Consider the following 24,284-nt stretch of genomic DNA (forward strand, 5'->3'; position numbering starts at 1 on the left):
GCGCCGCTCAGCCAATCAGGCCGATGCGCTCGACAAACCACCAGGTGGCAATGGCCGCAATGGCCAGCGACATCGGCATGGTGACGCGGGTCCGGTACCAGGGTTTGTCGGAGAACCATGCCCCGAACGCCGCATAACAGACCGCGACAACAGCCAGTTGCCCGATCTCGACACCGATATTGAAAGCAACCAGACCGGCGACGAAATGGCCGGGCGAAAGGCCGATCTCGGTCAGCACGCCAGCGAAGCCCAGACCATGCAGCAATCCGAAACCGAACACCACAAACGGACGCCAGGGGCTGAGCCGGTTGGTCGCCAAATTCTCAACCGCGATAAAGACAATCGAGGCGGCAATCAGCGGCTCGACAATCGCCGGCGAAAGCGAGATCACGCCCAGCATCGCCAGCGCAAGCGTGACCGAATGCGCCAGCGTAAACGCCGTGATCTGGATGAGCAGCGGCTTGAGCCGTGGCGACAGCAGGAACAACCCGACCACGAACAGGATATGATCGAGCCCCTTGGGAACGATATGGGTGAAGCCGATGCCGATGTAATCGCCAAACACCTCAAGCGCGGTGATCTCGAGCCCGCCCTCTACCGGGATCGGCGTGCTCGGGCCGCCATCCTCGAGATAGGCGGAATAGCTGTAACCGCCTTCCGCATCGGGCGTCCGGATCACGCTCGGGCCAAAGGCCGGGTCGAAAGAGAAAGTCACCGCCTGCGCCCCAGCCGGCAATTGCCCCGCGAGCGACAACCGGCTCAGCCGTGCAAAATCGGTGTCGCCAACCGGATCTAGATCGACCGATTGAACTTCAAGCACAACCGGTTTTCCATCCACGCTCAGCTCGACCCCTTGCAGAAACCGGCTCCGAAAACGCTCAAATTCGGCGGCAAGGTCGTCTGGCGCCGCAAGCCGCAAATCATCATAACGCTGGGCGTTGGGGCTGTCGTCGGTGTCGCCGTGCCCGGCGCCGATCTCGGCCAGTGCCGCCTCCAGGATCAACGAGATGTCGAGCCGGACACCGCCTTCCCCGTCAAAGGTGAGATCGGCAATCGCCGGGCGGATTTCATGCGCCAGGCTGGCAGCACCAGACGTCAGCAACAGCACCAGCGCAAATACCAGCGGCGCCAGCACTTGATTTATCGAACGGAAGAACAGATGCATCAGCAAGGCCAATTCGGAGAAGAACGATGACACGACAGACAGGCCGCATTTGGGCATGTGCTTTTCTTGGACTGATGGGCGCGCTCAGTCCAGTCTCGGCGCACGAGTTCTGGCTCGAACCACAGGATTTCACGGTCGCGCCGGATTCCGAGATCACCGCCGATCTTCGTGTCGGCCAGAATTTCAAGGGCGACGCCTTTCCCTTCATCCCGTCGCGCTTCCAGTCCTTCATGCGGTACGACCACTTGGGCGAAATCAGCATCGAGGGCACCGCCGGCGATATTCCGGCGCTCACGGTGTCGCCGCGCGGCGAAGGCCTGACCATCGTCACCTATGTCTCGGTCGGCCAGCAGCTTCTGTTTCGCGACTGGGTGAAGTTTGGCGAGTATCTGGCCCTTGAAGGCCTCGACACCGTCGCCGCCCGCCACGACGCCCGCGGGCTGCCACGCGACAGGATCACGGAAATCTACACCAGATGCGCCAAGACGCTGATCAATGTCGGCGACGCATCAAACGACCAGGACCATGCCACCGGCATGCAGCTCGAACTGATTGCCGGTCAGAACCCGGCAGCGCTGACACCGGGTGCGGAAATGAGTTTCACACTGTTGTGGGAAGGGCAGCCGTCGGCCAACAGGCAAGTGGCGCTGTTCAGGCGTGACGACAAGGGCGACGCGCTCAGAACGCTGACACGCACGGACGACAACGGCGTCGCACGGTTCATCATTGCAACCGCCGGCACCTACCTCGCCGCCGCGGTGCAGATGACCGAACCCAGTGCCGATCAGGACGTCGACTGGCAAAGTTTTTGGGCTTCGCTGAGTTTTGGGGTGGAAGACTGAACGGGGACGATGGGCGGGGAGAGGCTGACCTTCGTTGCGATGCCACCAAGGTCTGCAATGCAAAGTTTTATCCAGCATGATTTTCTTACCAATCCAGCTTTGACTTCAGGATGGGTATGAATGTTGCAGCGATCACTCAAACGAGTAGTCGGGTAGTCACTGAAAGTTGAATGAAGAACTGCTGATTGAGGGCGACAGTTCGGAATCTTTTCCGTATCCAGATAATGGAGTTGTAAATTGTGGCCGCAATTTTCTCACGTTTGCTGCAATGGCCAAGAGGACAGCAAGCGCTATATTGAGCTGTGTTGGTAGTTGATCTTAGCGGGTTGATAATTCGACATACCCCTTGGCTGGCCCCCAGTGTCTTGCGAGTGAAAGGAATCATCATGCCTCTCAGTTCCAAACAGGCCCGGCTTTGTTCCGAGAACACGATTGATTTTTCAGGACTCTCGGCCTTGTTCGTCAATACGTCGCTCAAGCGGAAGTCCGGAGACAGCCACACCCGGCTTCTGCTCGGCGTCTCAGGTGACATGATGGAGCGCGCCGGAGTGACGGTCGAGCATATCCACATGCTCGACCATACTATCCCTCCCGGTGTGCAACCGGACTTGACGGAGCATGGTTGGGACCGAGACGACTGGCCCATGATTTGGGACAAGGTGAAAGCGGCAGACATTCTGGTCGTCGGGACACCGCTTTGGCTTGGCGAGGAGAGTTCTGTCTGCCGCGTGCTGATCGAGCGGCTCTATGGCATGTCAGGCCTGCTCAATGACAAGGGGCAGTCGATCTATTACGGCAAGGTCGCAGGCAGCGTCATCACCGGCAACGAGGATGGAATCAAGCATGCTGCGATGACCATCAGCTACGCGCTGTCGCACCTTGGCTATACCATCCCGCCTCAGGCTGACTGCGGCTGGATCGGGGAGGCAGGGCCGGGCCCATCCTACGGCGACGAAAAAGACGACGGCAGCCGCGTCGGCTTCGACAATGACTTCACCCAGCGCAACACGACGATCATGACGTGGAACCTGATGCACCTGGCGCGGTTGTTAAAAGCAGCGGGCGGCTACGACAATCATGGAAACGACCGCAATGCCTGGAAGGCAGGGTGTCATTTCGGGTTCGAGAATCCGGACTATCGGTCGTAAACCCGACATGCGTGCCTCAACTCGATCTCGGGACGAAACGCAACCGGGCAAGGATGCCCCTCATAGATAAGGATTTAATGCATGACTAACATTTCATCAGGTCTTCTGGCCGGATTTGTCGCTACCGTGGTGCTATCGGTGCTGATGGCCGGGAAAACGATGATGGGCGTGATGCCTGAGCTGGACGTTATCGCCATGTTGAGTGGCATGATGGGTGCACCGCTTGCCGCAGGCTGGATCGCGCATTTTGTGATCGGGACAGTGGTTTGGGGCGCGGGCTTCTCGATCCTCTACGACATGATCCCCGGTGGCAGCGCGATACAGAAAGGCATCGTATTCGGTGTCGTCGACTGGCTGTTGATGATGATCTTGATCATGCCGATGGCGGGTGCGGGCTTGTTCGGGATGTCTCTGGGAATCATGGCCCCGGTGATGACGCTGGTGTTGCATATCATTTTCGGTGCGGTGCTCGGTGGTGTCTACGCCGCGCGCACTCGCACAGCCTCAATCTAAACATTATCTCAGGTGCAGGACGTTTCCTTCTCGTAATTGGCTGCTGTAAACGAAGGGCAGGCGGACCGAAGGTATTGCCTCTTATGGCTACCCCGGCGACATACTCACCGTTCGGTTCGATCTACTCGACCGATGAAATCGGGTCAGAGCGTTTCCCCTGCTTTTTGAACCATATATCCGCCGTTGCTGGGTGGCGCAGCGGAGGGTTGCTTCCCGCCCCATGCCAGTCGTTCCTCGCATGATGCGTGGAGGTCCGCAAAGGGGCCGAATTGACGCTCGACAACTTACTTCAGTTTGCGCGCAGATCGGAAAGGTAAATCCGCACCGCTTCCTGCACGTGCCGGAAGCGGTCGCCGCCGAGATGCTTGCCGCCAAACCATCGCGTAACCACGATGATATGGTCGCGCAATCCTTCGCGCTCCAGCATCCGCAAGATCACCATGCCCGCACCTGCCTCGCCATCATCGTTCTTCAATGGGGCATCAGCACTCAGCAGAGCCCATGTATTATGTGACGCCTTGGCGAATTTCTTCTTGCGGCAAAGCGCCTTGATAAAGGCTTTAGCCTCCTCCTCGGATGCGCAGGGGCCTCCCGAGACTGCATATTTCGACCCGCGGTCACTTATGATGTTATCGAGAATACGCATAGCTGAGGCTTAGAACCCTCCAATGTCGGCGGCAAGCCGTCTGTGACACATCAGTTGGTATCTTTGCACCTTCCAGCGAGGGGGCGGCCCAATGGCTCGTTCAGTCAAACTCGACAGTCGCTACGATTTTATCGGAATTACAGACCAACGGCAGAATGAGCGACGAATGGAACTGTTCTTTCTCTCGGGCGAACAAAAGCTCTGCCCCGAAAGCCGTAGAGGTCGCATGTCCTCTTTTGGTGCGGAACGAACACCCAAAACCAGTAGGACCAGCAAGTTTTCGCCACCAGCCCGCAACCACCTCCCTCTCCGTTGCTCAAGCCCGGAAACCAAAACCCCGCCGGACATTCATCCAGCGGGGTTTTGTGTTTCAGCCTGCTGTGTACCGGATGCAGGCGAAACCTATTGGCCGCCGCCCAGCGTATGAACGAACACGGCAAGCTGCTTGATCGTCGGTTCGCCCAGCCGGTCGATCCATGCCGGCATCACACCATGCTTGGGGTTGCGGATCTGGGCAACAATGGCGTCTTCGGTCGAGCCCTTAAGCCAGATGCCGTCCGACAGCCGCGGCGCCCCGAAGTCGGTGATGCCTTCGGCGTTGTCGCCATGGCAGGCGGCGCAGTTTTCGGCATAGACCTCCTGACCGGCGTCGACCAGTGACGCATCGGACGGCGTGTCGCTGAGGCTAATGACATAGGCTGCAACCTCTTTGATCTGCTCAGGCTCGAGCATGTCGCCAAAGGCCGGCATTTCCGACACATGGGTGTCCTCGTCGGCCTCGTAACGGATGCCGTGGGCAATGGTGTGGTAGATCTGATCGATCGTCCCGCCCCACATCCAGTCATCATCATTGAGGTTGGGATAGCCAGCCGAGCCCTGTGCGCCGGAACCATGGCACTGCGCGCAATTGACCTTGAAGGCGGACGAGCCGCCGGCAATGGCAAACTGCAGCAATTCCTGATCGCCTGCGATATCGCCCACCGGGGTGGCGGCGATCTTCTCGAGCATCGCGCCTTGGGCTACCTTGGCGTCAGCCAGTTCGCTCACCACATCGGCACGGCTTGAATAGCCCAGCAGACCGGGAGTTGCGCCCTTGATCAGCGGGATCGACGGATAGGCAATTGCATAGCCGATGGCCCAGATGATGCAGAGATAGAACGTCCACAGCCACCAGCGCGGCATCGGGTTGTCCAGCTCACGGATGCCATCCCATTCATGGCCGGTGGTTGAGATGCCGGTCACTTCGTCAATGTGTTTTTCGGACATTTATCAGTCCTCCTTCAACGGAATTTGTGCCGCTTCATTGGCCGCGGACTTGGCGCCGGGCCGAAAGAGGAAGAGCACCATGCCCAAAAAGAAGACGAACATGAAGACAAGTCCCCAGCTGTCGGCGAAGTGGCGCATTGCGGTATAGATTTCCATCGCTCAGTCCCCCTTAGCGGTAGCCCGCGGCTTCGTCATAAGTCGAGAAATCGACCAGTGTTCCGAGCATCTGCAGATAGGCTATCAGCGCATCCATCTCGGACACGACCGTCGGGTCGCCGTCGAAATCGCCGAGCTTGGCCTTCGGATAGCGCTCCTCGATGCCCGAGGTATCGGCCTCCGGGTCTGCTTGCCCGGCGAGGTCGGCTTTCGCACTGGCAATCATCTCTTCGCTGTAAGGAACCCCCAGCAGCGCGTTGGCCTCAAGATCGGCCGTCACATTGGCCACCTTGAGCGGGGTTGTCTTCAGGAACGAGTAGCTCGGCATGATCGATTCAGGCACCACCGAGCGCGGCTCGGTAAGGTGCTCGACATGCCACTCGTTGGAGTAGCGGTCACCGACCCGGGCCAGATCCGGCCCGGTCCGCTTCGATCCCCACTGGAACGAGCGGTCATACATCGATTCCGCCGCCAGGCTGTAGTGGCCGTAACGCTCGACCTCGTCCCGGAAGGGACGGATCATCTGGCTGTGGCAGGTGTAGCAACCTTCGCGGATATAGATGTTGCGACCGGCCAGCTCCAGCGGCGAGTAGGGACGCATGCCGTCAACTTTCTCGATGGTGTTTTCGAGATAGAAGAGCGGTGCGATCTCGACGATTCCGCCGATGGATACCACCACAAGCGAGCCGATCAGGAGCAGGGTTGCGTTACGCTCAATGATACCGTGTTTATCTAAAAGTGACATCGTTGTGTCTCCTACTCTGCCGGCTGCATGACGGGTGCGACGCCCGGAATCGGGGCCTCGTTCCGTTCATGGCCGCGGATGGTCATCAGCACGTTCCAGCCCATGATGATGCCGCCGGCGAGATACATCATCCCACCAATGGCACGCAGCACGTAGTAGGGGTACATAGCCGCCACCGATTCAGCGAAGGAATACACCAGGAAGCCCTGGTCATTGTATTCGCGCCACATCAGGCCCTGCTGAATGCCGGCGACCCACAAAACCGCCGCGTAGACGACGATACCGAGCGTGGCCAGCCAGAAGTGCCAGTTGACCAGACGCATGGAGTACAACCGCGGACGGTTCCACAGTCTCGGCGTCAGGTAATAGATGGCGCCAAAGGTGATCATGCCGACCCAGCCCAGTGCGCCGGAGTGGACGTGACCGATGGTCCAGTCGGTGTAATGGCTCAGTGAATTGACCGCCTTGATCGACATCATCGGACCTTCAAAGGTCGACATGCCGTAAAACGCCACTGCAATTACCATCATCCGGATGATCGGATCGGTGCGGATCTTGTCCCAAGCACCCGAGAGCGTCATCAGACCGTTGATCATGCCGCCCCAAGAAGGCATCCACAGCATGATCGAGAACACCATGCCAAGCGTCTGCGCCCAATCCGGCAGAGCGGTGTAGTGCAGATGGTGCGGACCGGCCCAGATGTAGAGAAAGATCAGTGACCAGAAATGGATGATCGACAGCCGGTAGGAATAGACCGGACGGTTGGCCTGCTTCGGGATGAAGTAGTACATCATGCCCAGGAAGCCGGCGGTGAGGAAGAAGCCCACCGCGTTGTGGCCATACCACCACTGCGTCAGGGCATCCTGAACGCCGGCAAAGGCCGAGTAGCTCTTGGACCCGAGAAACGATACCGGAACGGCCAGATTGTTGACTACATGCAGCATCGCAATGGTGATGATGAAGGCAAGGTAGAACCAGTTGGCCACATAGATATGCGGCTCCTTGCGCTTGAGCAGTGTGCCCATGAAGGTCACGAGATAAGCCACCCAGACAATCGTCAACCACAGATCGACATACCATTCGGGTTCGGCATATTCGCGGCTCTGGGTGATGCCGAGCAGATAGCCGGTCGCCGCCATGACTATGAACAGCTGGTAACCCCAGAACACGAACCAGGCCAGATCGCCGCCAAACAACCGGGCACGGCAGGTGCGCTGGACCACGTAGAATGATGTTGCGATCAGCGCATTGCCGCCAAAGGCGAAAACAACCGCGGATGTGTGCAACGGCCGCATCCGGCCAAAATTGAACCAGGGTTCGATATTGAGGTCGGGATAGGCAAGCTGGAGAGCGACGATCACCCCCACCAGGAAGCCGACGATGCCCCAGATTGTCGTGGCGATCACGCCGTAACGGACAACGCCGTCGAGGTAGCCTGATTTATCATCGGCCGTTTGGGTAGCAGGCGCAGCAAAATTGATTCGCCGCATCAACAGCACGGTTCCCGCCAGAAGAACGAAGAACAGGACCCACATATGGGCCGCGAACAAGTCGTCCTTGGCGAAAGCCACGCCGAGCAACGCCAGAAAGGCGCCTATGCCCACGGCAATTGTTTCGAAAGCGTATTTCATGGTTGGTATCCCCCGGGGGTATCATGTCGAACTCAAGCGTCATTGATCGCGCCCGCCCCTTTAGACAAACCGCGACCATAAGCCAAGCAATTGCACAAATTGCAGAGACGCTCTTCAACTGCCTTGATCCAAGTCAAGGACGCCCGCCTAACCCGTCCATAGGCTCGTTTTACAGAGGGCAATAACAACACACAAAAAATCGCTCTTTTACTGGGATGAAACGCACCATGGCTAAGGAAGCTACGATTAGGGTGGCGCAGGGCGAAAACCCGATTGCGGTTCTGCGCAAGGCACACAAGGAGCAGTTGTTGCTGTGCGATCAACTCGAGGAAATCGCCGATTCCCTCCCCGACAGTGTCAACCGCCAGAAATGTATCTATGCGGCTCGGGCACTCGGCCCGATGGTTCGCGTCCTCCACCGTTTCGAGGAAGATGTCGTCTTTCCGCTGTTTGCCGAACGGCTCAAGGAGCACGAGGATATCGAAGCCACCCTCAACCGGCTCAAATTCGAACATTGTGAGGATGAGTGCTTTGCCGAGGAACTGACCGAAGCGCTGCACGCACTGGGTGCCAACCGCCCCGATATCAACATCGAGGCCACAGGCTACATGCTGCGCGGGTTCTTCGAGGCCATGCGGCGCCATATCGCCTTTGAAAGCGAACATCTGTTGTCCAATGAGACGCTCACCGCGGCCGACCTCCTATTCACCGATGACACTGACCGGGGGCCGTCCTGACCCTGTTTGTCAGGCTCTGACGTCAAGGACGCTGAAGCGGCTGCGGTATTCCACCGCCGTCAAGCCGGTGATCGACCTGAACACCCGGCCAAACGCGGAAACATCCTGATAGCCCACGGCCCAGCCAACGGCACTGACCGGCTCGCGTGTGCGCTCCAGCAAGCCGCGGGCTTTCTCGACCCGCAAGGCCTGCACATAGGCATTGGGGCTTAATCCGGTCGCCGCCTTGAACCGGCGCAGAAAAGTGCGGCCGGACAGTTTTGCCCGTGCTTCCAGTACTTCGCCGCTCAGATTTTCGCTGACATGGCCCTCCATCCACAATTGCAGCCGCAGGATGGTTTCATCGCCATGGCCCAGATTCGGTCGGAAGCTGCGGTAATTGCGCTGCTCGCGCTTGCCCGGATCGACGAGCAGATGGCGCGCGGTGCTGGTCAATACCTGAGGCCCCTGCCAGTGCTCGACAAAGTACAGCCCGAGATCGACCCAGGCCATCATGCCGCCGGCGGTGACAATATCATTATCATCTATCAACAGATGCTCGGGCTGCAGATCCACCTTCGGAAACGTTTCCCGGAATTCATCCTCGAGCCCCCAATGGGTTGTCACCGGCCGATTGTTGAGCAGACCTGCATGACCAAGCCAGAACACGCCCGCACAGACCGAGGCGATAAGCGTCCCTGCCCCGTGCTGTTCCTGTAACCAGCCGTGCACGCCCCGGTCGTCAGCCCCCCGCGCACCGCTCCGGTTGGGTGGCATGATCACCGCGTCGTAGCCGCGCCGGGCATTCGCCAGATCATCGGGACGAAGCACGTCGACCCTGACAGTAGCGCCGTTACCGCCGGCGCTGATGACATTGGCGATATCAAGCAGATCGGCAAGCCCCAGCACCGCCGATTCCTGCGCACCGGCATAGGCCATGATGGCCAATGATTTCACCGGCGCTACCATTGTGGCGATTTCAGCATAGTATTTGTCATATTCGCCAATTTAGAGTGGTCCGGCTTTCGTGTAAATCTGGCCCTTCATCAAAGGAGATCATCATGACCGACACCGCGCTGCTTCTCGTCGATATCCAGAACGACTATTTTGAAGATGGCCGTTGGCCGCTTGCCAGGATGGACCAGGCCAGCACCAAGGCGGCAAAAATTCTCGGCCATGCCCGCCGGCAAGGCCTGATGGTGGTTCACATCCATCATGAGATCCCGTCTGCCGAAGCACCGTTCTTCAGGCCCGGCAGCAAGGGGGCTGAAATCCACCCCTCGGTCGCTCCGGAAGCCGGCGAGGAAGTGATCCTCAAGCACCGCCCCAACAGCTTTGTCGACACCCGGCTGCAGGATCTGTTGTCGTCACGGGGGATTGTCCGCGTGATCATCATCGGCGCAATGAGCCAGATGTGCATCGACGCCACCGCCCGCGCCGCAAAGGATCTGGGCTACGACGTCACTGTGGTTCATGACGCCTGCGCCGCCCGCGACATCACCTTTGGCGGCGAGACCGTGCCTGCAGCACAGGTTCACGCCGCCTTCATGGGCGGACTGTCAGGCACCTATGCCACGCTGACGGATTGCGACACGCTGGTTGGCGCTGCCTGACGGACGGTCCTGATTCGATCCTGCGTCTGAACCGGCCAAGCATTTTTTTGGATATTCATGACTTCATTTGTCCTCACCGCCAACTCGCCTGTGGACAACGAGGACAATGGGAACAAAACTGGAGCTTGGCCGATTCGTACCGATTGCGCGCAGACTCTGCCGCCCGGTCCGGGTATGCCAGATCAATACCCACACCCTGACGAGGATCGAAGACACAATGAATGATGTTGCGCGAAAAATTGAGCCAATTCCGGCCCGAGCCGAAAAAAGCCCGATGTTTCGTGAGGCGCCCTCAAACATCGAGGCCGAACAGGCTTTGCTGGGCGCCATGTTGGTCAACAATGACGCGTTCTACCGCGTTTCCGACTTCCTCAAGCCTTCCCATTTTCAGGAACCGCTGCACCGCAGGATCTACGAGGTTGGCGGCGACATCATTCGCATGGGCAAGACTGCCAACCCGGTGACGATCAAGACGTTCCTGCCCTCCGACGCCAAGGTCGGCGACATGACGGTGGCGCAATATCTGGCGCGTCTGGCCACCGAAGCCGTGACCATCATCAACGCCGAGGACTATGGCCGCGCGATCTACGACCTGGCGCAGCGTCGCTCGCTGATCTCGATCGGCGAGGACATGGTCAACATCGCCTATGACGCCCCGCTTGACATGCCACCCGGCACCCAGATCGAGGATGCAGAGCGTCGCCTGTTCGAACTCGCCGAGACCGGGCGCTACGATGGCGGCTTCCAGTCGTTCAACGACGCTGTTTCCATGGCCATCGACATGGCCGGTGCCGCCTATCAGCGTGAGGGCGGTCTGTCGGGCATTTCGACCGGCATCTCCTCGCTCGATGCGCGGATGGGCGGCTTGCAGCATTCCGACCTTATCGTGCTCGCCGGACGTCCCGGCATGGGCAAGACATCGCTCGCCACCAACATCGCCTTCAACATTGCACAGGCCTATGAGGGCGAGGTGCAGGCAGACGGTTCTATGAAGGCCAAGAACGGCGGCGTCGTCGGCTTCTACTCGCTGGAAATGTCCGCCGAGCAGCTCGCCACCCGTATCATTTCCGAGCAGACCGAGATCTCCTCGTCAAAGATTCGGCGCGGCGAGATCTCCGAGGCGGATTTCGAAAAGCTGGTCGGCTGTTCGCAGATGATGCAGAAGATCCCGCTCTATATCGACCAGACCGGTGGCATCTCGATTGCGCAATTGTCGGCGCGCGCGCGGCGGCTCAAGCGCCAACGCGGCCTCGATGTGCTGGTGATCGACTATATCCAGCTGATGACCGGATCGGGCAAGTCCAGCGACAACCGGGTGCAGGAAATCACCCAGATCACCACCGGCCTGAAGGCGCTGGGCAAGGAGCTCAACGTTCCCATCGTCGCGCTTTCGCAGCTGTCGCGTCAGGTAGAAAGCCGCGAGGACAAGCGGCCGCAGCTTTCCGACTTGCGTGAATCGGGTTCGATCGAGCAGGATGCCGACGTCGTGCTGTTCGTGTTCCGCGAGGAATATTACGTCAAGAACGGCGAACCACGCCGCTCGCCCGACGAGGTCGTGGCCGACATCAAGACACCTGAATACCTTGCCTGGGAGGAAAAGATGCTCAAGGTGAAAGGCACCGCCGATGTCATCATCGCCAAGCAGCGCCACGGTCCCACCGGCACCGTGCAGCTGGGTTTCCAGGCGGAGTTCACGCGGTTTGCCGATCTGGCAGACAATTCCTACAACCAGTTCGTCCACGACGAATAGGCTGTTTGCTTGTCGCCGCTCTCTCACCTCGCCAATTCCGCCGCCACGGTTCGCCTGACGGTGGATCTGGGCGCACTTGCCGCCAATTGGCGTTACATGCGGGATTTATCCGGAACCGCGCGCTGCGGCGCGGCGGTGAAGGCCAACGCCTATGGCACCGGTGCGGATCACGCGGCACCGAGGCTGGCGCGCGAAGGCTGCCGGGATTTCTTCATCGCCGATGCCCACGAGGGCGCCCGCCTGCGACCGCTGCTGCCCGATGCCCGCATCTATGTGCTCAACGGCGTTTTTGATGATTCCTTTGCGCAGATCCTCGCCCACGATCTCATCCCGATCATAAATTCACCCGACCAAGCCGCATTCTGGCGGGAGAATGCCGGGACGCGGCCCTATGCGCTGCATGTCGATACCGGCATGAATCGGCTCGGCCTGACGCCTGAGCAGGCCGTGGCGCACGCTGAGGCCCGTGGCCCACAACCGGCGCTGCTGATGAGCCATTTCGCCTGTGCCGATGAACCCGATCACCCGCTCAACGCCCGCCAGATCGAAGTTTTTTCGGCACTCCGCCCTGCCTTTCCGGGCATCGAGGCAAGTCTCGCCAATTCCGGCGGCATCTTTCTCGGAGCAAATACGCATCATGATCTGACCCGTCCCGGCATCGCGCTTTATGGCGGCGAACCGGTTTCAGGCGTGGCAAACCGGATGCGACCGGTTGTCACCGCCGAGACGCGAGTGCTCGTGGTCCGCCATGCCAAAGCCGGTGAGAGCGTGAGTTACGGCGGCGCCCATACGCTCACCCGCGATAGCCGCATCGCGGTCTGCGGCGTGGGTTACGCCGATGGTTTCCACCGCTCGGGTTCCGGCGCGGGCGTGCCGCTGCGCTCGGCCGTGCCGCAAGGCGCCTTTGGCGCCATCAACGGAGTGCAGGTGCCGGTGATCGGCAAGGTGACCATGGATTTGACCATGTTTGATGTCACCGACCTGCCCGAGGACGCAGTCAAGCCCGGCGACTGGCTGGAATTGCTCGGTGCGACAGTTCCGCTCGAACAGGCAGCCGAGGCAGCAGGCACCATCAGTTATGAAATGCTGACTTCGCTCGGCCGGCGTTACGACCGTCACTACACCGCCTGAAAGGACCTTCCTTGGCCAAAGCCCGAACTCAATTCGTCTGTCAGGCCTGTGGAACCGTGCATGCACGCTGGGCCGGCAAATGCGACGGCTGCGGCGAATGGAACACCATTGTCGAGGATGACCCCACCGCCGGCGTCGGCGGCGGGCCGGGTGCCGCCGCGCGCAAGGGTCGGCCGGTGGCGCTTGCCAGCCTGTCCGGCGAAATCGAGGAAGCGCCGCGTATTTCCACCCAGATCAGCGAGCTTGATCGGGCCACCGGCGGCGGCTTTGTACGCGGCTCCGCCGTGCTGGTCGGCGGTGATCCCGGCATCGGCAAATCAACGCTGCTGATGCAGGCTGCTGCAGCACTCGCCCGCCAGGGACACCGGGTGATCTATGTCTCAGGTGAGGAAGCGGTGGCCCAGGTGCGGCTGCGCGCCCAGCGACTGGGTGCTGCGGACTCGGGCGTGCTGCTCGCTGCCGAAACCAATGTCGAGGATATTCTGGCCACCCTGGCCGATGGCAAACGCCCCGATTTCGTCATCATCGATTCGATCCAGACATTGTGGAGCGATCAGGCGGGCTCTGCCCCCGGCACCGTTACCCAGGTGCGTACCGGCGTACATGCCATGGTGCGCTACGCCAAACAGACCGGCGCCGCCATGGTGCTGGTCGGCCACGTCACCAAGGATGGCCAGATCGCCGGCCCGCGGGTGGTCGAGCACATGGTCGACGCCGTGCTATATTTCGAAGGCGACCGCGGCCATCACTACCGTATTCTGCGCACCGTCAAGAACCGCTTCGGCGCGACCGATGAGATCGGCGTGTTCGAAATGTCCGACAAGGGCCTCCGCGAAGTCGCCAATCCATCCGAACTGTTCCTGGGCGAGCGCAACGCCAAAGCCCCCGGCGCCGCAGTTTTTGCAGGCATCGAGGGCACGAGGCCAGTGCTGGTCGAGGTTCAGGCGCTGGTTGCCCCCTCCAGTCTCGGCACCCCGCGCCGCGCCGTCGTGGGGTGGGATTCGGCCCGTCTGTCGATGATCCTGGCCGTGCTTGAAGCCCATTGCGGGGTGCGCCTTGGCAGCCATGATGTCTACCTTAATATCGCCGGCGGTTACCGCATTGCCGAACCGGCCGCCGATCTGGCGGTGACCGCGGCCCTGGTTTCCTCCCTTGCCGGGCTTGCCCTTCCGCCCGATTGCGTCTATTTCGGCGAAGTCAGCCTGTCGGGAGCGATCCGGCCGGTCGCGCAAACGGGATTGCGGCTCAAGGAGGCCGAGAAGCTGGGATTTCCCAGCGCGGTGTTGCCATCAGGCTCCGCCGATCTGCCCGCCCACCGCAGCACCAGCCTGGCGCTGATGGAGGGCTTGCCGGATCTGGTGGCGCGCATTGCCGGTTCAAAGGCCGCGCAACTGACTGAAGGTGACGAGGACTAAACTGAATTCAGCCCATCCGGGCGCCCAAACGGGCGATGGGGGGCAGAGCCTGAACGGAACGCGATTTCATGCCTATTACCCTTCTCGACGGCATCCTGCTTGGCATCACGCTATTTTCGGCGGTGCTGGCCATGGTCCGTGGATTTTCGCGCGAGATCCTCGCAGTCGCGTCCTGGATCGCAGCGGCTGCAGCCGCCTATTTCCTCTATCCGGTGCTCGCGCCCTTCGCCATGAAATACACCGATTCCGAAAAGGTCGCGATGATCGGCTCGGCGGCCGTTGTCTTCCTGGTCGCGCTGATCATCGTCTCCTACATCACCATGCGCCTTGCCGATTTCATTATCGACAGCCGCATCGGCGCCCTCGACCGGACGCTCGGCTTCGTGTTTGGCGCGGCCCGCGGCGTTCTCCTGGTCGTGGTCGCCATGTTGTTCTTCAATTGGCTGGTCGCGGCGCCAAAGCAACCCGAATGGGTCGCCACCGCGAAATCCAAGCCGATGCTTGATTCGCTTGGCGCGCGGTTGGTCAACATGTTGCCCGATGACGCTGATGCGACCATCCTCGAGCGGCTGCGCGGCGGCGGCGATGAAAAGCCTGCCTCCGAGGAAGCGCCCGCAACAAGCGGATGACTGTTTCCGGTCGGGAGCACTCCGGCCGGCCTGTTGGAAAAGGTCCGACGCAAATGACTGATACTGGCTCGACGCCGCTCGACAACGAAGCTGACTGCTTCCACGACGAATGCGGAGTATTTGGAATATTTGGCAAGGATGATGCGGCGGCTGTCGTAACTCTTGGCCTGCATGCGCTTCAGCACCGGGGACAGGAAGCGGCGGGGATCGCCTCCTACACCGGCCAGCAGTTTGCCGTCGAGCGCCACGTCGGCCTGATTGGCGACACGTTCACCAAGCGCTCGATCATGGACCGGTTGTCAGGCGACCGCGCCATCGGCCACACCCGCTACTCCACCACCGGCGGCGAAGGCCTGCGCAATGTCCAGCCGCTGTTTGCTGAATTTGCCGGTGGCGGCTTCGCCATCGCCCACAATGGCAACATCACCAACGCCCTTACCGTCCAGCGCGAACTGCAAAAGCGCGGCGCGATCTTCTCGTCCACGTCTGACACCGAAACCATCCTGCATCTGATCGCGGTCAGCGAGAAAACCCACATCGTTCCCAAGTTCATCGATGCCATCATGCAACTTGAAGGCGCTTATTCGCTGGTCGGCCTGTCGGAAAAGAAAATGATTGGCGCGCGCGACCCGCTGGGGATCCGGCCGTTGGTGCTGGGCGACCTCGACGGCGCCTATATCCTGGCATCGGAAACCTGCGCGCTCGACATCATCGGCGCGCGCTTCGTCCGCGACATCTCTCCTGGCGAAGTGGTGGTGATCACCGAAAAAGGTGTCGAGAGCCATTTCCCGTTCGAGAAGCAACCGCCACGGCTGTGCATATTCGAGTATGTCTATTTTGCCCGCCCCGATTCGATCATCGAAGGCCGCAATGTCTATGAGGTGCGCAAGCGGATTGGTGAAGAACTGGCGCGCGAAGCCCCGGTCACCGCCGATGTGGTGATTCCAGTGCCTGATTCGGGAACTCCGGCGGCCATCGGCTTTTCCCAGGGCGCCAATATCCCGTTTGAGCTCGGCATCATCCGCAATCATTATGTCGGCCGCACCTTCATTGCGCCGTCTGCCTCGATCCGGCACATGGGCGTAAAACTCAAGCACAACGCCAACCGGGCAATGATCGAGGGCAAGAGTGTTGTGCTGGTCGACGATTCCATCGTCCGCGGCACCACCAGTCAGAAAATCGTGCAGATGGTGCGCGAAGCGGGCGCCCGCGAAGTGCATATGCGCATCGCCTCGCCGCCAACCATGTCGTCATGCTATTACGGTGTCGACACGCCGGAAAAATCCAAGCTTCTGGCGTCGCGCATGACTGTTGAGCAAATGGCGGATTTCATCCGCGTCGACAGTCTCGGCTTTCTGAGCATTGACGGGCTCTACCGGGCGGTTCGCGAACCCAGCCGCAACGCAGAGTGTCCTCAATTCTGTGACGCCTGCTTTACCGGCGACTACCCGACAGCGCTCACCGACCAGGGCGACCAGGGCGATGTGCGTCGCCTGTCGTTGCTGCTTGGCAACAACGGATAATTCACAACCATGGCATCTCTTGACGGACGTATCGCGCTTGTCACCGGCGCTTCCCGAGGTATCGGCTACTGGACCGCCCTGGCGCTGGCCAGAGAGGGCGCTCATGTGATTGCCGTTGCCCGCACCACCGGCGGTCTCGAAGAACTCGATGACGCCATTCAGGCAGCCGGCGGCAGTTCCACCCTGGTGCCGATGGATCTGACTGACATGCCGGCGATCGACCGGCTCGGCGGCGCCATCAATGAGCGCTGGGGCAAGCTCGATATCCTGGTTGCCAATGCCGCAGTGCTGGGAACGATTTCGCCGATCGGCCATGTCGAGGCCAAGGTGTTCGACAAGGTCATGGCAATCAATGTGACGGCCACCTGGCGGGTGATCCGTTCGGTAGAACCGCTGCTGATCAAATCAGACGCCGGACGGGCGCTTCTGCTGTCGGCTGGTGTTGCCGAAAACCCGCGTGCCTTCTGGGGTCCCTACGCGGCTTCCAAGGCGGCTGTCGAATCACTGGCACGGACATGGGCTGCGGAAACCGTCAAAACCCCACTTTGCGTCAATTCGGTCAATCCCGGTGCAACCCGCACAGCGATGCGGGCGTTGGCAGTCCCGGGCGAAGACCCCAAGACGCTGCCGCATCCTTCCGAAGTTGCCGACCGGCTGGTCCCGCTGTGCGGCCCCGATTGCACCGAGACCGGCAGATTGTTCCGGGTTTCCGATAACCGCTTCTTCGATTATCCGGTTTCGCAATAGCCGGGGTCCCTCCCCGACACCCTGTCGCTTCCAATTAGTCCGGACAGTGTCTAGGCTTCCATCTGAAAACAGCCACTTGGCTCGGATTTCCGAGCTGCCGGCGGCTGTTCTTGATGAGGGAGCTAGTCAATGTCGGGCACCGCAGCGACGCTGATCATCATTCTATTGGCGGTCGGCCTGATCGCAACTTTTTACACCGCCAGAACCTACAGGGTTACCTGGATGCAGGGTATCGGCTTGCTGAAGCTGCGCACGCTGTTCCGGTTGCAATTGCCCGAGGGTAAACTGGCCGGCTCCGAGGACACGAACGGCCCGGTCATCCATGTCTATGCGCGCCAGTCAGGTCTCGATGTCGCGGTGCTGTGGAGCCTGCTCGACCGCCAATGCCTGCAACTGCTGCACCCCGACGATCGCCGCTCTCTCACCCTGTTCGGCGTGCGGCTGTTTGCGCGCACCGCCCCTGATGACGATAACCAAGCGCTGGGAGCGGCGCTGGCATCCGGTGCATCGGTCACGGTGCCGTTCCCGCCCGACATCGAACCCTCGCCGGAAACGCTTGAACGTTACGCCGATCTGGCACGGCTGGCGCGCAAGCACGGCGCGCGGCTCAATGCCTTCCATGTCGGTGGAGCCGTGTTCTCTCTCTGGTCAGCCCGCCCGCCCGCCAACGCGCCACGGAAGTTCCTGCCACGCCTGAGGCTCGCGCAATCGGGTCCGCTGGATCTTTGCGACCCCACGCCGCCCGCCAATGGCGCCACCGCGGCCCGTGACCAGGACCGGATCCACGACCTGCTGGCGCTTGCCCGCTTCAACAGCAATGACTTCAGCCGCGGTCTGTTTCTGGCGTTTCGCGACGCCGCCGACCGATACGGCAGATCGGACCCCGTGCTCGAAGATGCGCTTGGCGGCAAGCTTACGTACAAGCGCTTGCTGGTGGGGGCGCGGGCACTTGGCGCCCGGTTCGAAAAAATCAGCCAGCCCGGCGAGGCACTCGGCGTGCTGCTGCCCAATGCCAATGCCGTGATGGTGACATTCCTGGCGATCCAGTCAGCCGGTCGTGTTGCCGCCATGCTCAATTACACCGCCGGTCCGGCGGCGATCCTATCGGCGTTGTCGACTGCGGAGATAAAGTCCGTGCTAGTCAGCCGCGCCTTCATCGAAAAGGCTGGGCTCGAGCCACTGGTCGAGGCCATCACCGGCGCCGGGATCACCATCATCTGGCTCGAAGACCTGCGCGAAAGCATTACCTTCCTTGAAAAAGCCAGTGCCTTTATCAATTGGCGGCGGCCGCTGCGGCCGGTCAACGCCGCCGACCCGGCGGTTATCCTGTTCACCTCCGGCTCCGAGGGCACGCCCAAGGGCGTTGTGCTCTCGCACAAGAACCTGCACGCCAACGCAGCCCAGGCCGAAGCACGCATCTACATTTCATCCAAGGACAAGCTGTTTAACGTGCTGCCGGTGTTCCACTCGTTTGGACTCACCGGCGGTGCCATCCTGCCGTTGCTGTTTGGCGTCAAGCTGTTCTTCTACCCTTCCCCCCTGCATTACCGGATTATCCCGGCAGTGGCGCGCGAAGTCAGGCCAACGATCCTGTTTGGCACCGATACCTTTCTGGCCGGCTATGCGCGAACTGCCAAGGATACCGATTTCGAGAGCCTGCGGCTGATCGTGGCTGGCGCCGAGGCTGTTCGCGATGAAACGAGAAGGGTCTACCACCAGCGTTTCGGTGCGGCGATCCTGGAAGGTTTCGGCATGACCGAGGTTGCCCCGGTGGCAGCGGTCAATTCCGCAAGCCATGGCAAGGACGGCACCGTTGGCCGGTTATTGCCGGCAATGGCGCTCAGGCTCGAGCCGGTGGAGGGAATCAGCACTGGCGGCAGGCTGTTCGTCTCCGGCCCCAATGTCATGCTTGGCTACATGCGCGCCAGCGCCCCCGGCGTGCTTGAGCCGCTTGCCGACGGCTGGCACGATTCAGGCGATATCGTCGAAATTGACGGTAACGGCTTCATCGCCATTCGCGGCCGGGCCAAGCGCTTCGCCAAAATTGCAGGAGAAATGGTCTCGCTCGGGGCAATCGAACTGCTCGTGCAAAAGCTATGGCCGGAAGCTCAACACGCCGCCGTCGCCGTCGAGGATGCCCGCAAGGGCGAGCGCATCGTGCTTGTGACCACCAAGATGCCAGCGCTGCGCGAGGAACTGCGCAGCTATTCCCGCCGTTTCGGGGCCGCTGATCTCATGGTACCGGGCGAGATCATCAATGTAGAGGAAATCCCGGTGCTGGGATCGGGCAAGACCGATTATGTCAGCGCCCAGAAAATCGTCGACGCGTGGGTCAGTTCACACCAAGCCGGCGACAAGGCCGATTGAACGCTGCGAAAGGCCTATGGCCACCAAGGCGCACGAGAGCGCCGCACCCAATTCCTTCAGTCGGTCTTGGTATCGTTGTCAGGCGGCGCGGGCGTCGTGCCAGCTGTCGCGTCGGCTGCCTTCTTCGCCCGGGCTTTCGGCCCGTATTTGCGCGACCATGCCGCCGCCCCGAAAGGCAGTGACGCAAGATAGACGATCGCCGTCAGCGTCAGCGTTTCCCAGGTGAAACTCATCAACAGTGAGACATAGACCACCGCCAGCAGAATGAACGGCATGAACAGGTCGCGGCGCACACCGCTGCTGATGCTCTTGCCCGAGTAGACCGGCACCCGGCTGACCAGCAAGAAGCCGATGAACATGGTGTAGGCTGCGGCAACGAACCCCGTGCTGCGATCAATCGGCAGACCCAGAAAACCGAAATAGACAGGCAGCAGCACCAACAGCGCACCGGCAGGCGCAGGAACCCCGACAAAATAATACTTGAGCCAGATCGGTCTGCTGTCTGTCTCGGAAATCACATTGAAGCGTGCCAGTCTCAGGCCTGCGGCGACTGTATAGACGATAGCCGCAATCCATCCAAAGGAGCGTGCCTGGTCAAGGATGAAGACATACAGCACCAACGCCGGCGCGACGCCGAAATTGACGATGTCGGCGAGCGAATCCATCTGTGCGCCGAATTTCGATTGGGCTTTCAGCAGCCGCGCCACACGACCGTCGATACCGTCGAGAAACGCCGCCAGCAAAACCATGGCAACCGCCATTTCGAAGCGGTTTTCAAATGCCAGCCGGATGCCGGTCAATCCGGCACAAATCGCCATCACCGTGATCAGATTGGGTATCAGCATGCGAAACGGAATTTCGCGCAGTCGCGGCCCCCGGCCCTCATCCAGCCCATCGGGCTCATAGGGCAAAAACGGTGTCTGTGTGTCTTTATCTTTCATCGATTTATACCCGTCTCAGTCGCGTCGACTGACCACCGGCCCCTTGGCTGATCCGAATTCGGCGAGCATGGTTTCGCCAGCGATTGCTGTCTGTCCGACGCTGACCAGCGGCCGTGCTCCGGCGGGCAAAAATACGTCCAGCCGCGAGCCGAAACGGATCAGGCCAAACCGCTCGCCGGCATCCAGATGCTCGCCCTGTTCGGCCCAGCACAGGATCCGCCGCGCCACCAGGCCAGCAATCTGCACCACCCCGATTTCGCCATGGCGGGTTTCCAGCACAAGGCCGCTGCGCTCATTCTCACTGCTCGCCTTGTCGAGTTCGGCGTTGAGGAACGATCCCTTGGAATAGACCTTGCGGACGACCCGACCCTGCACCGGTGCCCGGTTTACATGGCAATTGAAGACATTCATGAAAACCGAGATCCGCAGCATTTCTGAAGAGCCCAGCCCCAGTTCCTCGGGCGGTATCATCCGCACTACGGAGGATACCCGGCCATCGGCGGGACTGATCACCAGATCATCGTCCAGTGGCGTCACCCGTTCCGGGTCGCGAAAGAAATAGGCGCACCAAGCAGTCAGCACCAGCCCGATCCAGAACAGCGGATCGGCGATAAAGCCGAGCAGAACCGATGCACCGAAAAACGCGGCGATAAATTTGTACCCTTCCCGGTGGACCGGGACCAGCGCATTGCGAACGCTGTCAAAGATGCTCATGACGTTACTCTCCGAGGTATGTGTTGGCCGTGCCTACATCAATTCGGACCCAAGTGGAAACCACTTTGCACCGGCAATTGCAATCCCGTCGGAGAGAGACGGTCCACCGAATGGCTAAAGCGGCGGCCATCACCGCCGTCGAGAGGCTTGCGTCCGCTTCAATCCTCGCCGATTTCGGGGATGCGCCGGCGGGTGACAATCCCCAGGGCATCGTCTTCACGCATGCGCTTGAGCTGCTCCTCGGCCTCGGTGGCTTCGCGCTGGCGATCCCACATCGAAGCGTAAAGCCCCTTTTGCGCCAGCAGTTCGGAATGCCGGCCGCGCTCGGCGATCACCCCGTCCTTGAGCACGATAATCTCGTCGGCGCTGACAACGGTCGAGAGCCTGTGGGCGATGACCAGGGTCGTCCGCCCTTCCGAAACAAAATCCAAGGCCGCCTGAATCTCCTGCTCGGTGGCCGTATCCAGTGCTGAGGTTGCTTCATCAAGAATCAGGATCGGCGGCGCCTTGAGAATGGTGCGGGCAATTGCCACACGTTGCTTTTCACCACCCGACAGCTTCAGGCCACGCTCTCCGACCATAGATTCGAAGCCCTCCGGCAGGCTGTCGATAAAGCCCCCGATTTGCGCCAGATCGGCAGCTTGCCGAATCTCCTCGTCGCTGGCATCCGTCCGCCCATAGCGGATGTTGTAGGCGATGGTGTCGTTAAACAGCACCGTATCCTGCGGAACCATGCCGATGGCAGCGCGCAGACTTTTTTGCGTGACTTCTCGGATATTTTGTCCGTCAATCGTGATGGTGCCGGACTGGATATCGTAAAACCGGTAGAGCAAGCGCGAGAGCGTCGATTTGCCGGCACCCGACGGCCCGACAATGGCGACGGTCTTTCCAGCCGGCACCTCGAAGGAAATGCCCTTGAGGATCGGCCGCGCCGGATCGTAGCTGAAACTGACATTATCGAAGCGAACTGCGCCATCGCTGACAACCAGCGGCTTGGCGTCAGGCGCGTCACGCACCTCCGGCTCGACATCGAGAAGCTCGAACATCTGCTCAATGTCGGTCAGACCCTGACGGATTTCGCGATAGACGAAGCCGATGAAATTGAGCGGTACCGACAATTGCATCAGCATGGCATTGATGAACACGAAGTCGCCGATGGTCTGATCACCGGCCTGCACCGCCAGTGCCGACATCACCATCATGATGGTCATGCCGACGCCGAAGATGACCCCCTGGCCCATATTGAGCCAGCCAAGCGAGGTCCAGACCTGGGTCGCAGCCGTCTCATAGCCCGCCATCGACTGATCGAAGCGCCGCGCCTCCATCTCCTCGTTACCGAAATACTTGACGGTTTCGAAGTTGAGCAGCGAATCCACCGATTTGGTGTTGGCATCGGTATCCGACGCGTTCATTGCCCGGCGAATGCCGATCCGCCAATCCGAGGCGCGCACCGTAAACCAGATATAGAACCAGACGGTAACGGCAGTGACGGCGACATAGGTCCAGCCATAGGCAACGCCGAAAATGACCGCCGTCAACGCGAATTCGATCAGCGTCGGGGCGGTGTTGAGGATCGTGAAGCGGACGATCGTCTCGATCCCCTTGGTACCGCGCTCGATCACCCGCGACAGCCCGCCGGTGCGCCGTTCAAGATGGAATCTCAGCGACAACTCGTGCATGTGGACGAAGGTTCTGTAGGCAAGCTGGCGCACCGCATGCTGTCCGACACTGGCAAACAGCGCGTCGCGCAACTGATTGAACCCCCACTGGACGATCCGCACGACATTATAGGCGACCACCAGCATTACCGGAGTCGCGATCAGTGCCGGCATCCAGGCCGCCACATCGCTTGTGCCATTGAGCGCATCGGTGGCCCATTTGAAGAAATAGGGCACCGAGATCAGCACGATTTTGGACAGCAACAAGAACAACGTTGCCCACAGCACTCGCAGCTTCAGGTCAGGCCGGTCAGCCGGCCACATGTAGGGCCACAGATTTTTCAGCGTGCCGAGCGGGTTGCCCTGGTCAGCGGAGACGGTCTTGGAAGCCAAATTAGATGTCCTTGTAACCGGCGGGGTGCAGGGTCGCGTCGACACGCCGTGGTAGTTCTTCACATTCATCGCCCTGTACGGGCCTGCAGCCCTCGCCACAACAATGGGTCAGCGTTTGCTCGATGACGCCAATCAGGCTGTGAACGGCCTCAGAATTGATGGTGTAGCAGGACCGGGTCTGTTCCGGGCGATAGCTGACGAGTTCCGCCTCAACCAGAACCTTGAGATGCTGCGATACGGTCGACTGGGCCATACCGACCCTCGCCACCAGGTCCTTGACACAACAGCTCTCCGCGCGCCCCAGATGCCGCAGCAGCTTCAAGCGCACCGGATGGGCCAGCGCCGCCAATCTGCGCGTCACCGCCTCGTCCCTCAGGTCAATTTCCGAATCCAGATCATTCATCGTTCATCGGCGATATACGATGAATGTTACGAGGTCAAGCTTTGATGGTGGTGTGTGACCGACTTCAGTCGCTCGCAGTCAACATTCCGCGCACTGAACCGGCGCAAGCCACGGGGCGTATCACCGCTTCGAGATCGCCGATGGGCGCCACAGCGCCGGCCCTACACCCCAT

At 60.4% G+C, this 24,284-nt stretch carries 22 protein-coding genes and 1 pseudogene; 12 read left to right on the forward strand and 11 right to left on the reverse strand.

Features of this window, described 5'->3' with window-relative positions; genetic code table 11:
• Positions 1-7 precede the first annotated feature (7 nt).
• Positions 8-1,222, reverse strand: a complete 1,215-nt coding sequence (locus tag ACK6D9_RS16990) for a HupE/UreJ family protein (RefSeq protein ID WP_412049408.1) — start codon at positions 1,220-1,222, stop codon at positions 8-10.
• On the opposite strand from ACK6D9_RS16990, the gene ACK6D9_RS16995 reads away from it, so the two are divergent.
• The 3 genes from ACK6D9_RS16995 (at position 1,192) to ACK6D9_RS17005 (ending at position 3,668) form a co-directional block, all read left to right on the forward strand.
• Positions 1,192-2,007, forward strand: coding sequence for a DUF4198 domain-containing protein (locus tag ACK6D9_RS16995; protein ID WP_412049409.1), 816 nt, complete (start codon positions 1,192-1,194; stop codon positions 2,005-2,007). The two genes, ACK6D9_RS16990 and ACK6D9_RS16995, sit on opposite strands and share 31 nt — an antisense overlap.
• Positions 2,008-2,393: 386 nt before the next feature.
• On the forward strand, positions 2,394-3,155 hold the full coding sequence (locus tag ACK6D9_RS17000) for a flavodoxin family protein (RefSeq protein WP_412049410.1): 762 nt from the start codon (positions 2,394-2,396) through the stop codon (positions 3,153-3,155).
• A gap of 81 nt (positions 3,156-3,236) precedes the next feature.
• Positions 3,237-3,668, forward strand: coding sequence for a DUF6789 family protein (locus ACK6D9_RS17005; protein ID WP_412049411.1), 432 nt, complete (start codon positions 3,237-3,239; stop codon positions 3,666-3,668).
• Positions 3,669-3,957: 289 nt separating this feature from the next.
• On the opposite strand, the gene ACK6D9_RS17010 is transcribed toward ACK6D9_RS17005, so the two are convergent.
• From ACK6D9_RS17010 to ccoN, 5 genes are all read right to left on the reverse strand, one after another.
• Positions 3,958-4,314: a YigZ family protein gene (locus ACK6D9_RS17010; protein WP_267653180.1), complete on the reverse strand. Its 357-nt coding sequence runs from the start codon at positions 4,312-4,314 to the stop codon at positions 3,958-3,960.
• A 402-nt stretch (positions 4,315-4,716) separates the two neighbouring features.
• The gene (gene ccoP, locus ACK6D9_RS17015) at positions 4,717-5,580 is read right to left on the reverse strand and encodes a cytochrome-c oxidase, cbb3-type subunit III (protein WP_412049412.1); all 864 of its coding nucleotides are present in this window, start codon (positions 5,578-5,580) and stop codon (positions 4,717-4,719) included.
• A gap of 3 nt (positions 5,581-5,583) precedes the next feature.
• Positions 5,584-5,736, reverse strand: a complete 153-nt coding sequence (locus ACK6D9_RS17020) for a cbb3-type cytochrome c oxidase subunit 3 (protein WP_267653182.1) — start codon at positions 5,734-5,736, stop codon at positions 5,584-5,586.
• Positions 5,737-5,749: 13 nt separating this feature from the next.
• Positions 5,750-6,481: a cytochrome-c oxidase, cbb3-type subunit II gene (gene ccoO, locus ACK6D9_RS17025; RefSeq protein ID WP_267653183.1), complete on the reverse strand. Its 732-nt coding sequence runs from the start codon at positions 6,479-6,481 to the stop codon at positions 5,750-5,752.
• Between the two features lie 11 nt (positions 6,482-6,492).
• A complete protein-coding gene (gene ccoN / locus ACK6D9_RS17030; protein ID WP_412049413.1) occupies positions 6,493-8,112 on the reverse strand; it encodes a cytochrome-c oxidase, cbb3-type subunit I in 1,620 nt (539 codons plus the stop codon).
• A 227-nt stretch (positions 8,113-8,339) separates the two neighbouring features.
• Between ccoN and ACK6D9_RS17035 the strand changes: the two genes are divergently transcribed.
• Entirely contained in the window at positions 8,340-8,849 is a 510-nt protein-coding gene (locus ACK6D9_RS17035) for a hemerythrin domain-containing protein (protein ID WP_322990397.1), read from the forward strand.
• A gap of 9 nt (positions 8,850-8,858) precedes the next feature.
• On the opposite strand, the gene ACK6D9_RS17040 is transcribed toward ACK6D9_RS17035, so the two are convergent.
• Positions 8,859-9,797 carry a GlxA family transcriptional regulator gene (locus ACK6D9_RS17040; protein ID WP_412049414.1) on the reverse strand — a complete coding sequence of 313 codons (939 nt, stop codon included), beginning with the start codon at positions 9,795-9,797 and terminating at the stop codon, positions 8,859-8,861.
• Positions 9,798-9,889: 92 nt separating this feature from the next.
• Between ACK6D9_RS17040 and ACK6D9_RS17045 the strand changes: the two genes are divergently transcribed.
• From ACK6D9_RS17045 to ACK6D9_RS17080, 8 genes are all read left to right on the forward strand, one after another.
• Positions 9,890-10,441 carry a cysteine hydrolase family protein gene (locus ACK6D9_RS17045; RefSeq protein WP_412049415.1) on the forward strand — a complete coding sequence of 184 codons (552 nt, stop codon included), beginning with the start codon at positions 9,890-9,892 and terminating at the stop codon, positions 10,439-10,441.
• A 217-nt stretch (positions 10,442-10,658) separates the two neighbouring features.
• Positions 10,659-12,191, forward strand: a complete 1,533-nt coding sequence (locus ACK6D9_RS17050; protein WP_412049416.1) for a replicative DNA helicase — start codon at positions 10,659-10,661, stop codon at positions 12,189-12,191.
• A 9-nt stretch (positions 12,192-12,200) separates the two neighbouring features.
• Positions 12,201-13,322, forward strand: a complete 1,122-nt coding sequence (alr, locus tag ACK6D9_RS17055) for an alanine racemase (protein WP_412049417.1) — start codon at positions 12,201-12,203, stop codon at positions 13,320-13,322.
• An 11-nt stretch (positions 13,323-13,333) separates the two neighbouring features.
• Complete coding sequence (gene radA / locus ACK6D9_RS17060) at positions 13,334-14,737, forward strand: DNA repair protein RadA (protein ID WP_322990742.1); 1,404 nt, start codon at positions 13,334-13,336, stop codon at positions 14,735-14,737.
• A 68-nt stretch (positions 14,738-14,805) separates the two neighbouring features.
• Entirely contained in the window at positions 14,806-15,366 is a 561-nt protein-coding gene (locus ACK6D9_RS17065) for a CvpA family protein (RefSeq protein WP_267653190.1), read from the forward strand.
• 53 nt (positions 15,367-15,419) lie between these two features.
• Complete coding sequence (gene purF, locus ACK6D9_RS17070) at positions 15,420-16,889, forward strand: amidophosphoribosyltransferase (RefSeq protein WP_412049418.1); 1,470 nt, start codon at positions 15,420-15,422, stop codon at positions 16,887-16,889.
• A 9-nt stretch (positions 16,890-16,898) separates the two neighbouring features.
• Positions 16,899-17,636 carry an SDR family NAD(P)-dependent oxidoreductase gene (locus ACK6D9_RS17075; protein ID WP_412049419.1) on the forward strand — a complete coding sequence of 246 codons (738 nt, stop codon included), beginning with the start codon at positions 16,899-16,901 and terminating at the stop codon, positions 17,634-17,636.
• Positions 17,637-17,765: 129 nt separating this feature from the next.
• Positions 17,766-20,003 (forward strand): AMP-binding protein, encoded by a 2,238-nt coding sequence (locus ACK6D9_RS17080; protein ID WP_412049420.1) that lies wholly within the window; start codon positions 17,766-17,768, stop codon positions 20,001-20,003.
• Positions 20,004-20,059: 56 nt separating this feature from the next.
• Here the strand turns inward: ACK6D9_RS17080 and pssA are convergent, their stop codons facing one another.
• The 4 genes and pseudogenes from pssA to ACK6D9_RS17100 all read right to left on the reverse strand — a co-directional run bounded on the left by pssA (position 20,060) and on the right by ACK6D9_RS17100 (position 24,112).
• Positions 20,060-20,944, reverse strand: coding sequence for a CDP-diacylglycerol--serine O-phosphatidyltransferase (gene pssA / locus ACK6D9_RS17085; RefSeq protein WP_412049421.1), 885 nt, complete (start codon positions 20,942-20,944; stop codon positions 20,060-20,062).
• 15 nt (positions 20,945-20,959) lie between these two features.
• Positions 20,960-21,676: pseudogene (locus tag ACK6D9_RS17090) on the reverse strand (phosphatidylserine decarboxylase); the annotation flags it as partial.
• A 140-nt stretch (positions 21,677-21,816) separates the two neighbouring features.
• Positions 21,817-23,709, reverse strand: a complete 1,893-nt coding sequence (locus ACK6D9_RS17095) for an ABCB family ABC transporter ATP-binding protein/permease (RefSeq protein WP_412049422.1) — start codon at positions 23,707-23,709, stop codon at positions 21,817-21,819.
• A gap of 1 nt (position 23,710) precedes the next feature.
• On the reverse strand, positions 23,711-24,112 hold the full coding sequence (locus ACK6D9_RS17100; RefSeq protein ID WP_412049423.1) for an ArsR/SmtB family transcription factor: 402 nt from the start codon (positions 24,110-24,112) through the stop codon (positions 23,711-23,713).
• Positions 24,113-24,284 lie beyond the last annotated feature (172 nt).

The sequence above is a fragment of the Hoeflea sp. Naph1 genome, assembly GCF_046837775.1.
Taxonomy (GTDB): domain Bacteria; phylum Pseudomonadota; class Alphaproteobacteria; order Rhizobiales; family Rhizobiaceae; genus Hoeflea.

What these genes read in the sequence shown, in the direction of transcription:
- ACK6D9_RS16995 (WP_412049409.1), top strand. Translation starts at nt 1,192, where the DNA reads ATGACACGACAGACAGGCCGCATTTGGGCATGTGCTTTTCTTGGACTG.
- ACK6D9_RS16990 (WP_412049408.1), bottom strand. Translation starts at nt 1,222, where the DNA reads ATGCCCAAATGCGGCCTGTCTGTCGTGTCATCGTTCTTCTCCGAATTG.
- ACK6D9_RS17000 (WP_412049410.1), top strand. Translation starts at nt 2,394, where the DNA reads ATGCCTCTCAGTTCCAAACAGGCCCGGCTTTGTTCCGAGAACACGATT.
- ACK6D9_RS17005 (WP_412049411.1), top strand. Translation starts at nt 3,237, where the DNA reads ATGACTAACATTTCATCAGGTCTTCTGGCCGGATTTGTCGCTACCGTG.
- ACK6D9_RS17010 (WP_267653180.1), bottom strand. Translation starts at nt 4,314, where the DNA reads ATGCGTATTCTCGATAACATCATAAGTGACCGCGGGTCGAAATATGCA.
- ccoP (WP_412049412.1), bottom strand. Translation starts at nt 5,580, where the DNA reads ATGTCCGAAAAACACATTGACGAAGTGACCGGCATCTCAACCACCGGC.
- ACK6D9_RS17020 (WP_267653182.1), bottom strand. Translation starts at nt 5,736, where the DNA reads ATGGAAATCTATACCGCAATGCGCCACTTCGCCGACAGCTGGGGACTT.
- ccoO (WP_267653183.1), bottom strand. Translation starts at nt 6,481, where the DNA reads ATGTCACTTTTAGATAAACACGGTATCATTGAGCGTAACGCAACCCTG.
- ccoN (WP_412049413.1), bottom strand. Translation starts at nt 8,112, where the DNA reads ATGAAATACGCTTTCGAAACAATTGCCGTGGGCATAGGCGCCTTTCTG.
- ACK6D9_RS17035 (WP_322990397.1), top strand. Translation starts at nt 8,340, where the DNA reads ATGGCTAAGGAAGCTACGATTAGGGTGGCGCAGGGCGAAAACCCGATT.
- ACK6D9_RS17040 (WP_412049414.1), bottom strand. Translation starts at nt 9,797, where the DNA reads ATGGTAGCGCCGGTGAAATCATTGGCCATCATGGCCTATGCCGGTGCG.
- ACK6D9_RS17045 (WP_412049415.1), top strand. Translation starts at nt 9,890, where the DNA reads ATGACCGACACCGCGCTGCTTCTCGTCGATATCCAGAACGACTATTTT.
- ACK6D9_RS17050 (WP_412049416.1), top strand. Translation starts at nt 10,659, where the DNA reads ATGAATGATGTTGCGCGAAAAATTGAGCCAATTCCGGCCCGAGCCGAA.
- ACK6D9_RS17065 (WP_267653190.1), top strand. Translation starts at nt 14,806, where the DNA reads ATGCCTATTACCCTTCTCGACGGCATCCTGCTTGGCATCACGCTATTT.
- purF (WP_412049418.1), top strand. Translation starts at nt 15,420, where the DNA reads ATGACTGATACTGGCTCGACGCCGCTCGACAACGAAGCTGACTGCTTC.
- ACK6D9_RS17075 (WP_412049419.1), top strand. Translation starts at nt 16,899, where the DNA reads ATGGCATCTCTTGACGGACGTATCGCGCTTGTCACCGGCGCTTCCCGA.
- ACK6D9_RS17080 (WP_412049420.1), top strand. Translation starts at nt 17,766, where the DNA reads ATGTCGGGCACCGCAGCGACGCTGATCATCATTCTATTGGCGGTCGGC.
- pssA (WP_412049421.1), bottom strand. Translation starts at nt 20,944, where the DNA reads ATGAAAGATAAAGACACACAGACACCGTTTTTGCCCTATGAGCCCGAT.
- ACK6D9_RS17100 (WP_412049423.1), bottom strand. Translation starts at nt 24,112, where the DNA reads ATGAATGATCTGGATTCGGAAATTGACCTGAGGGACGAGGCGGTGACG.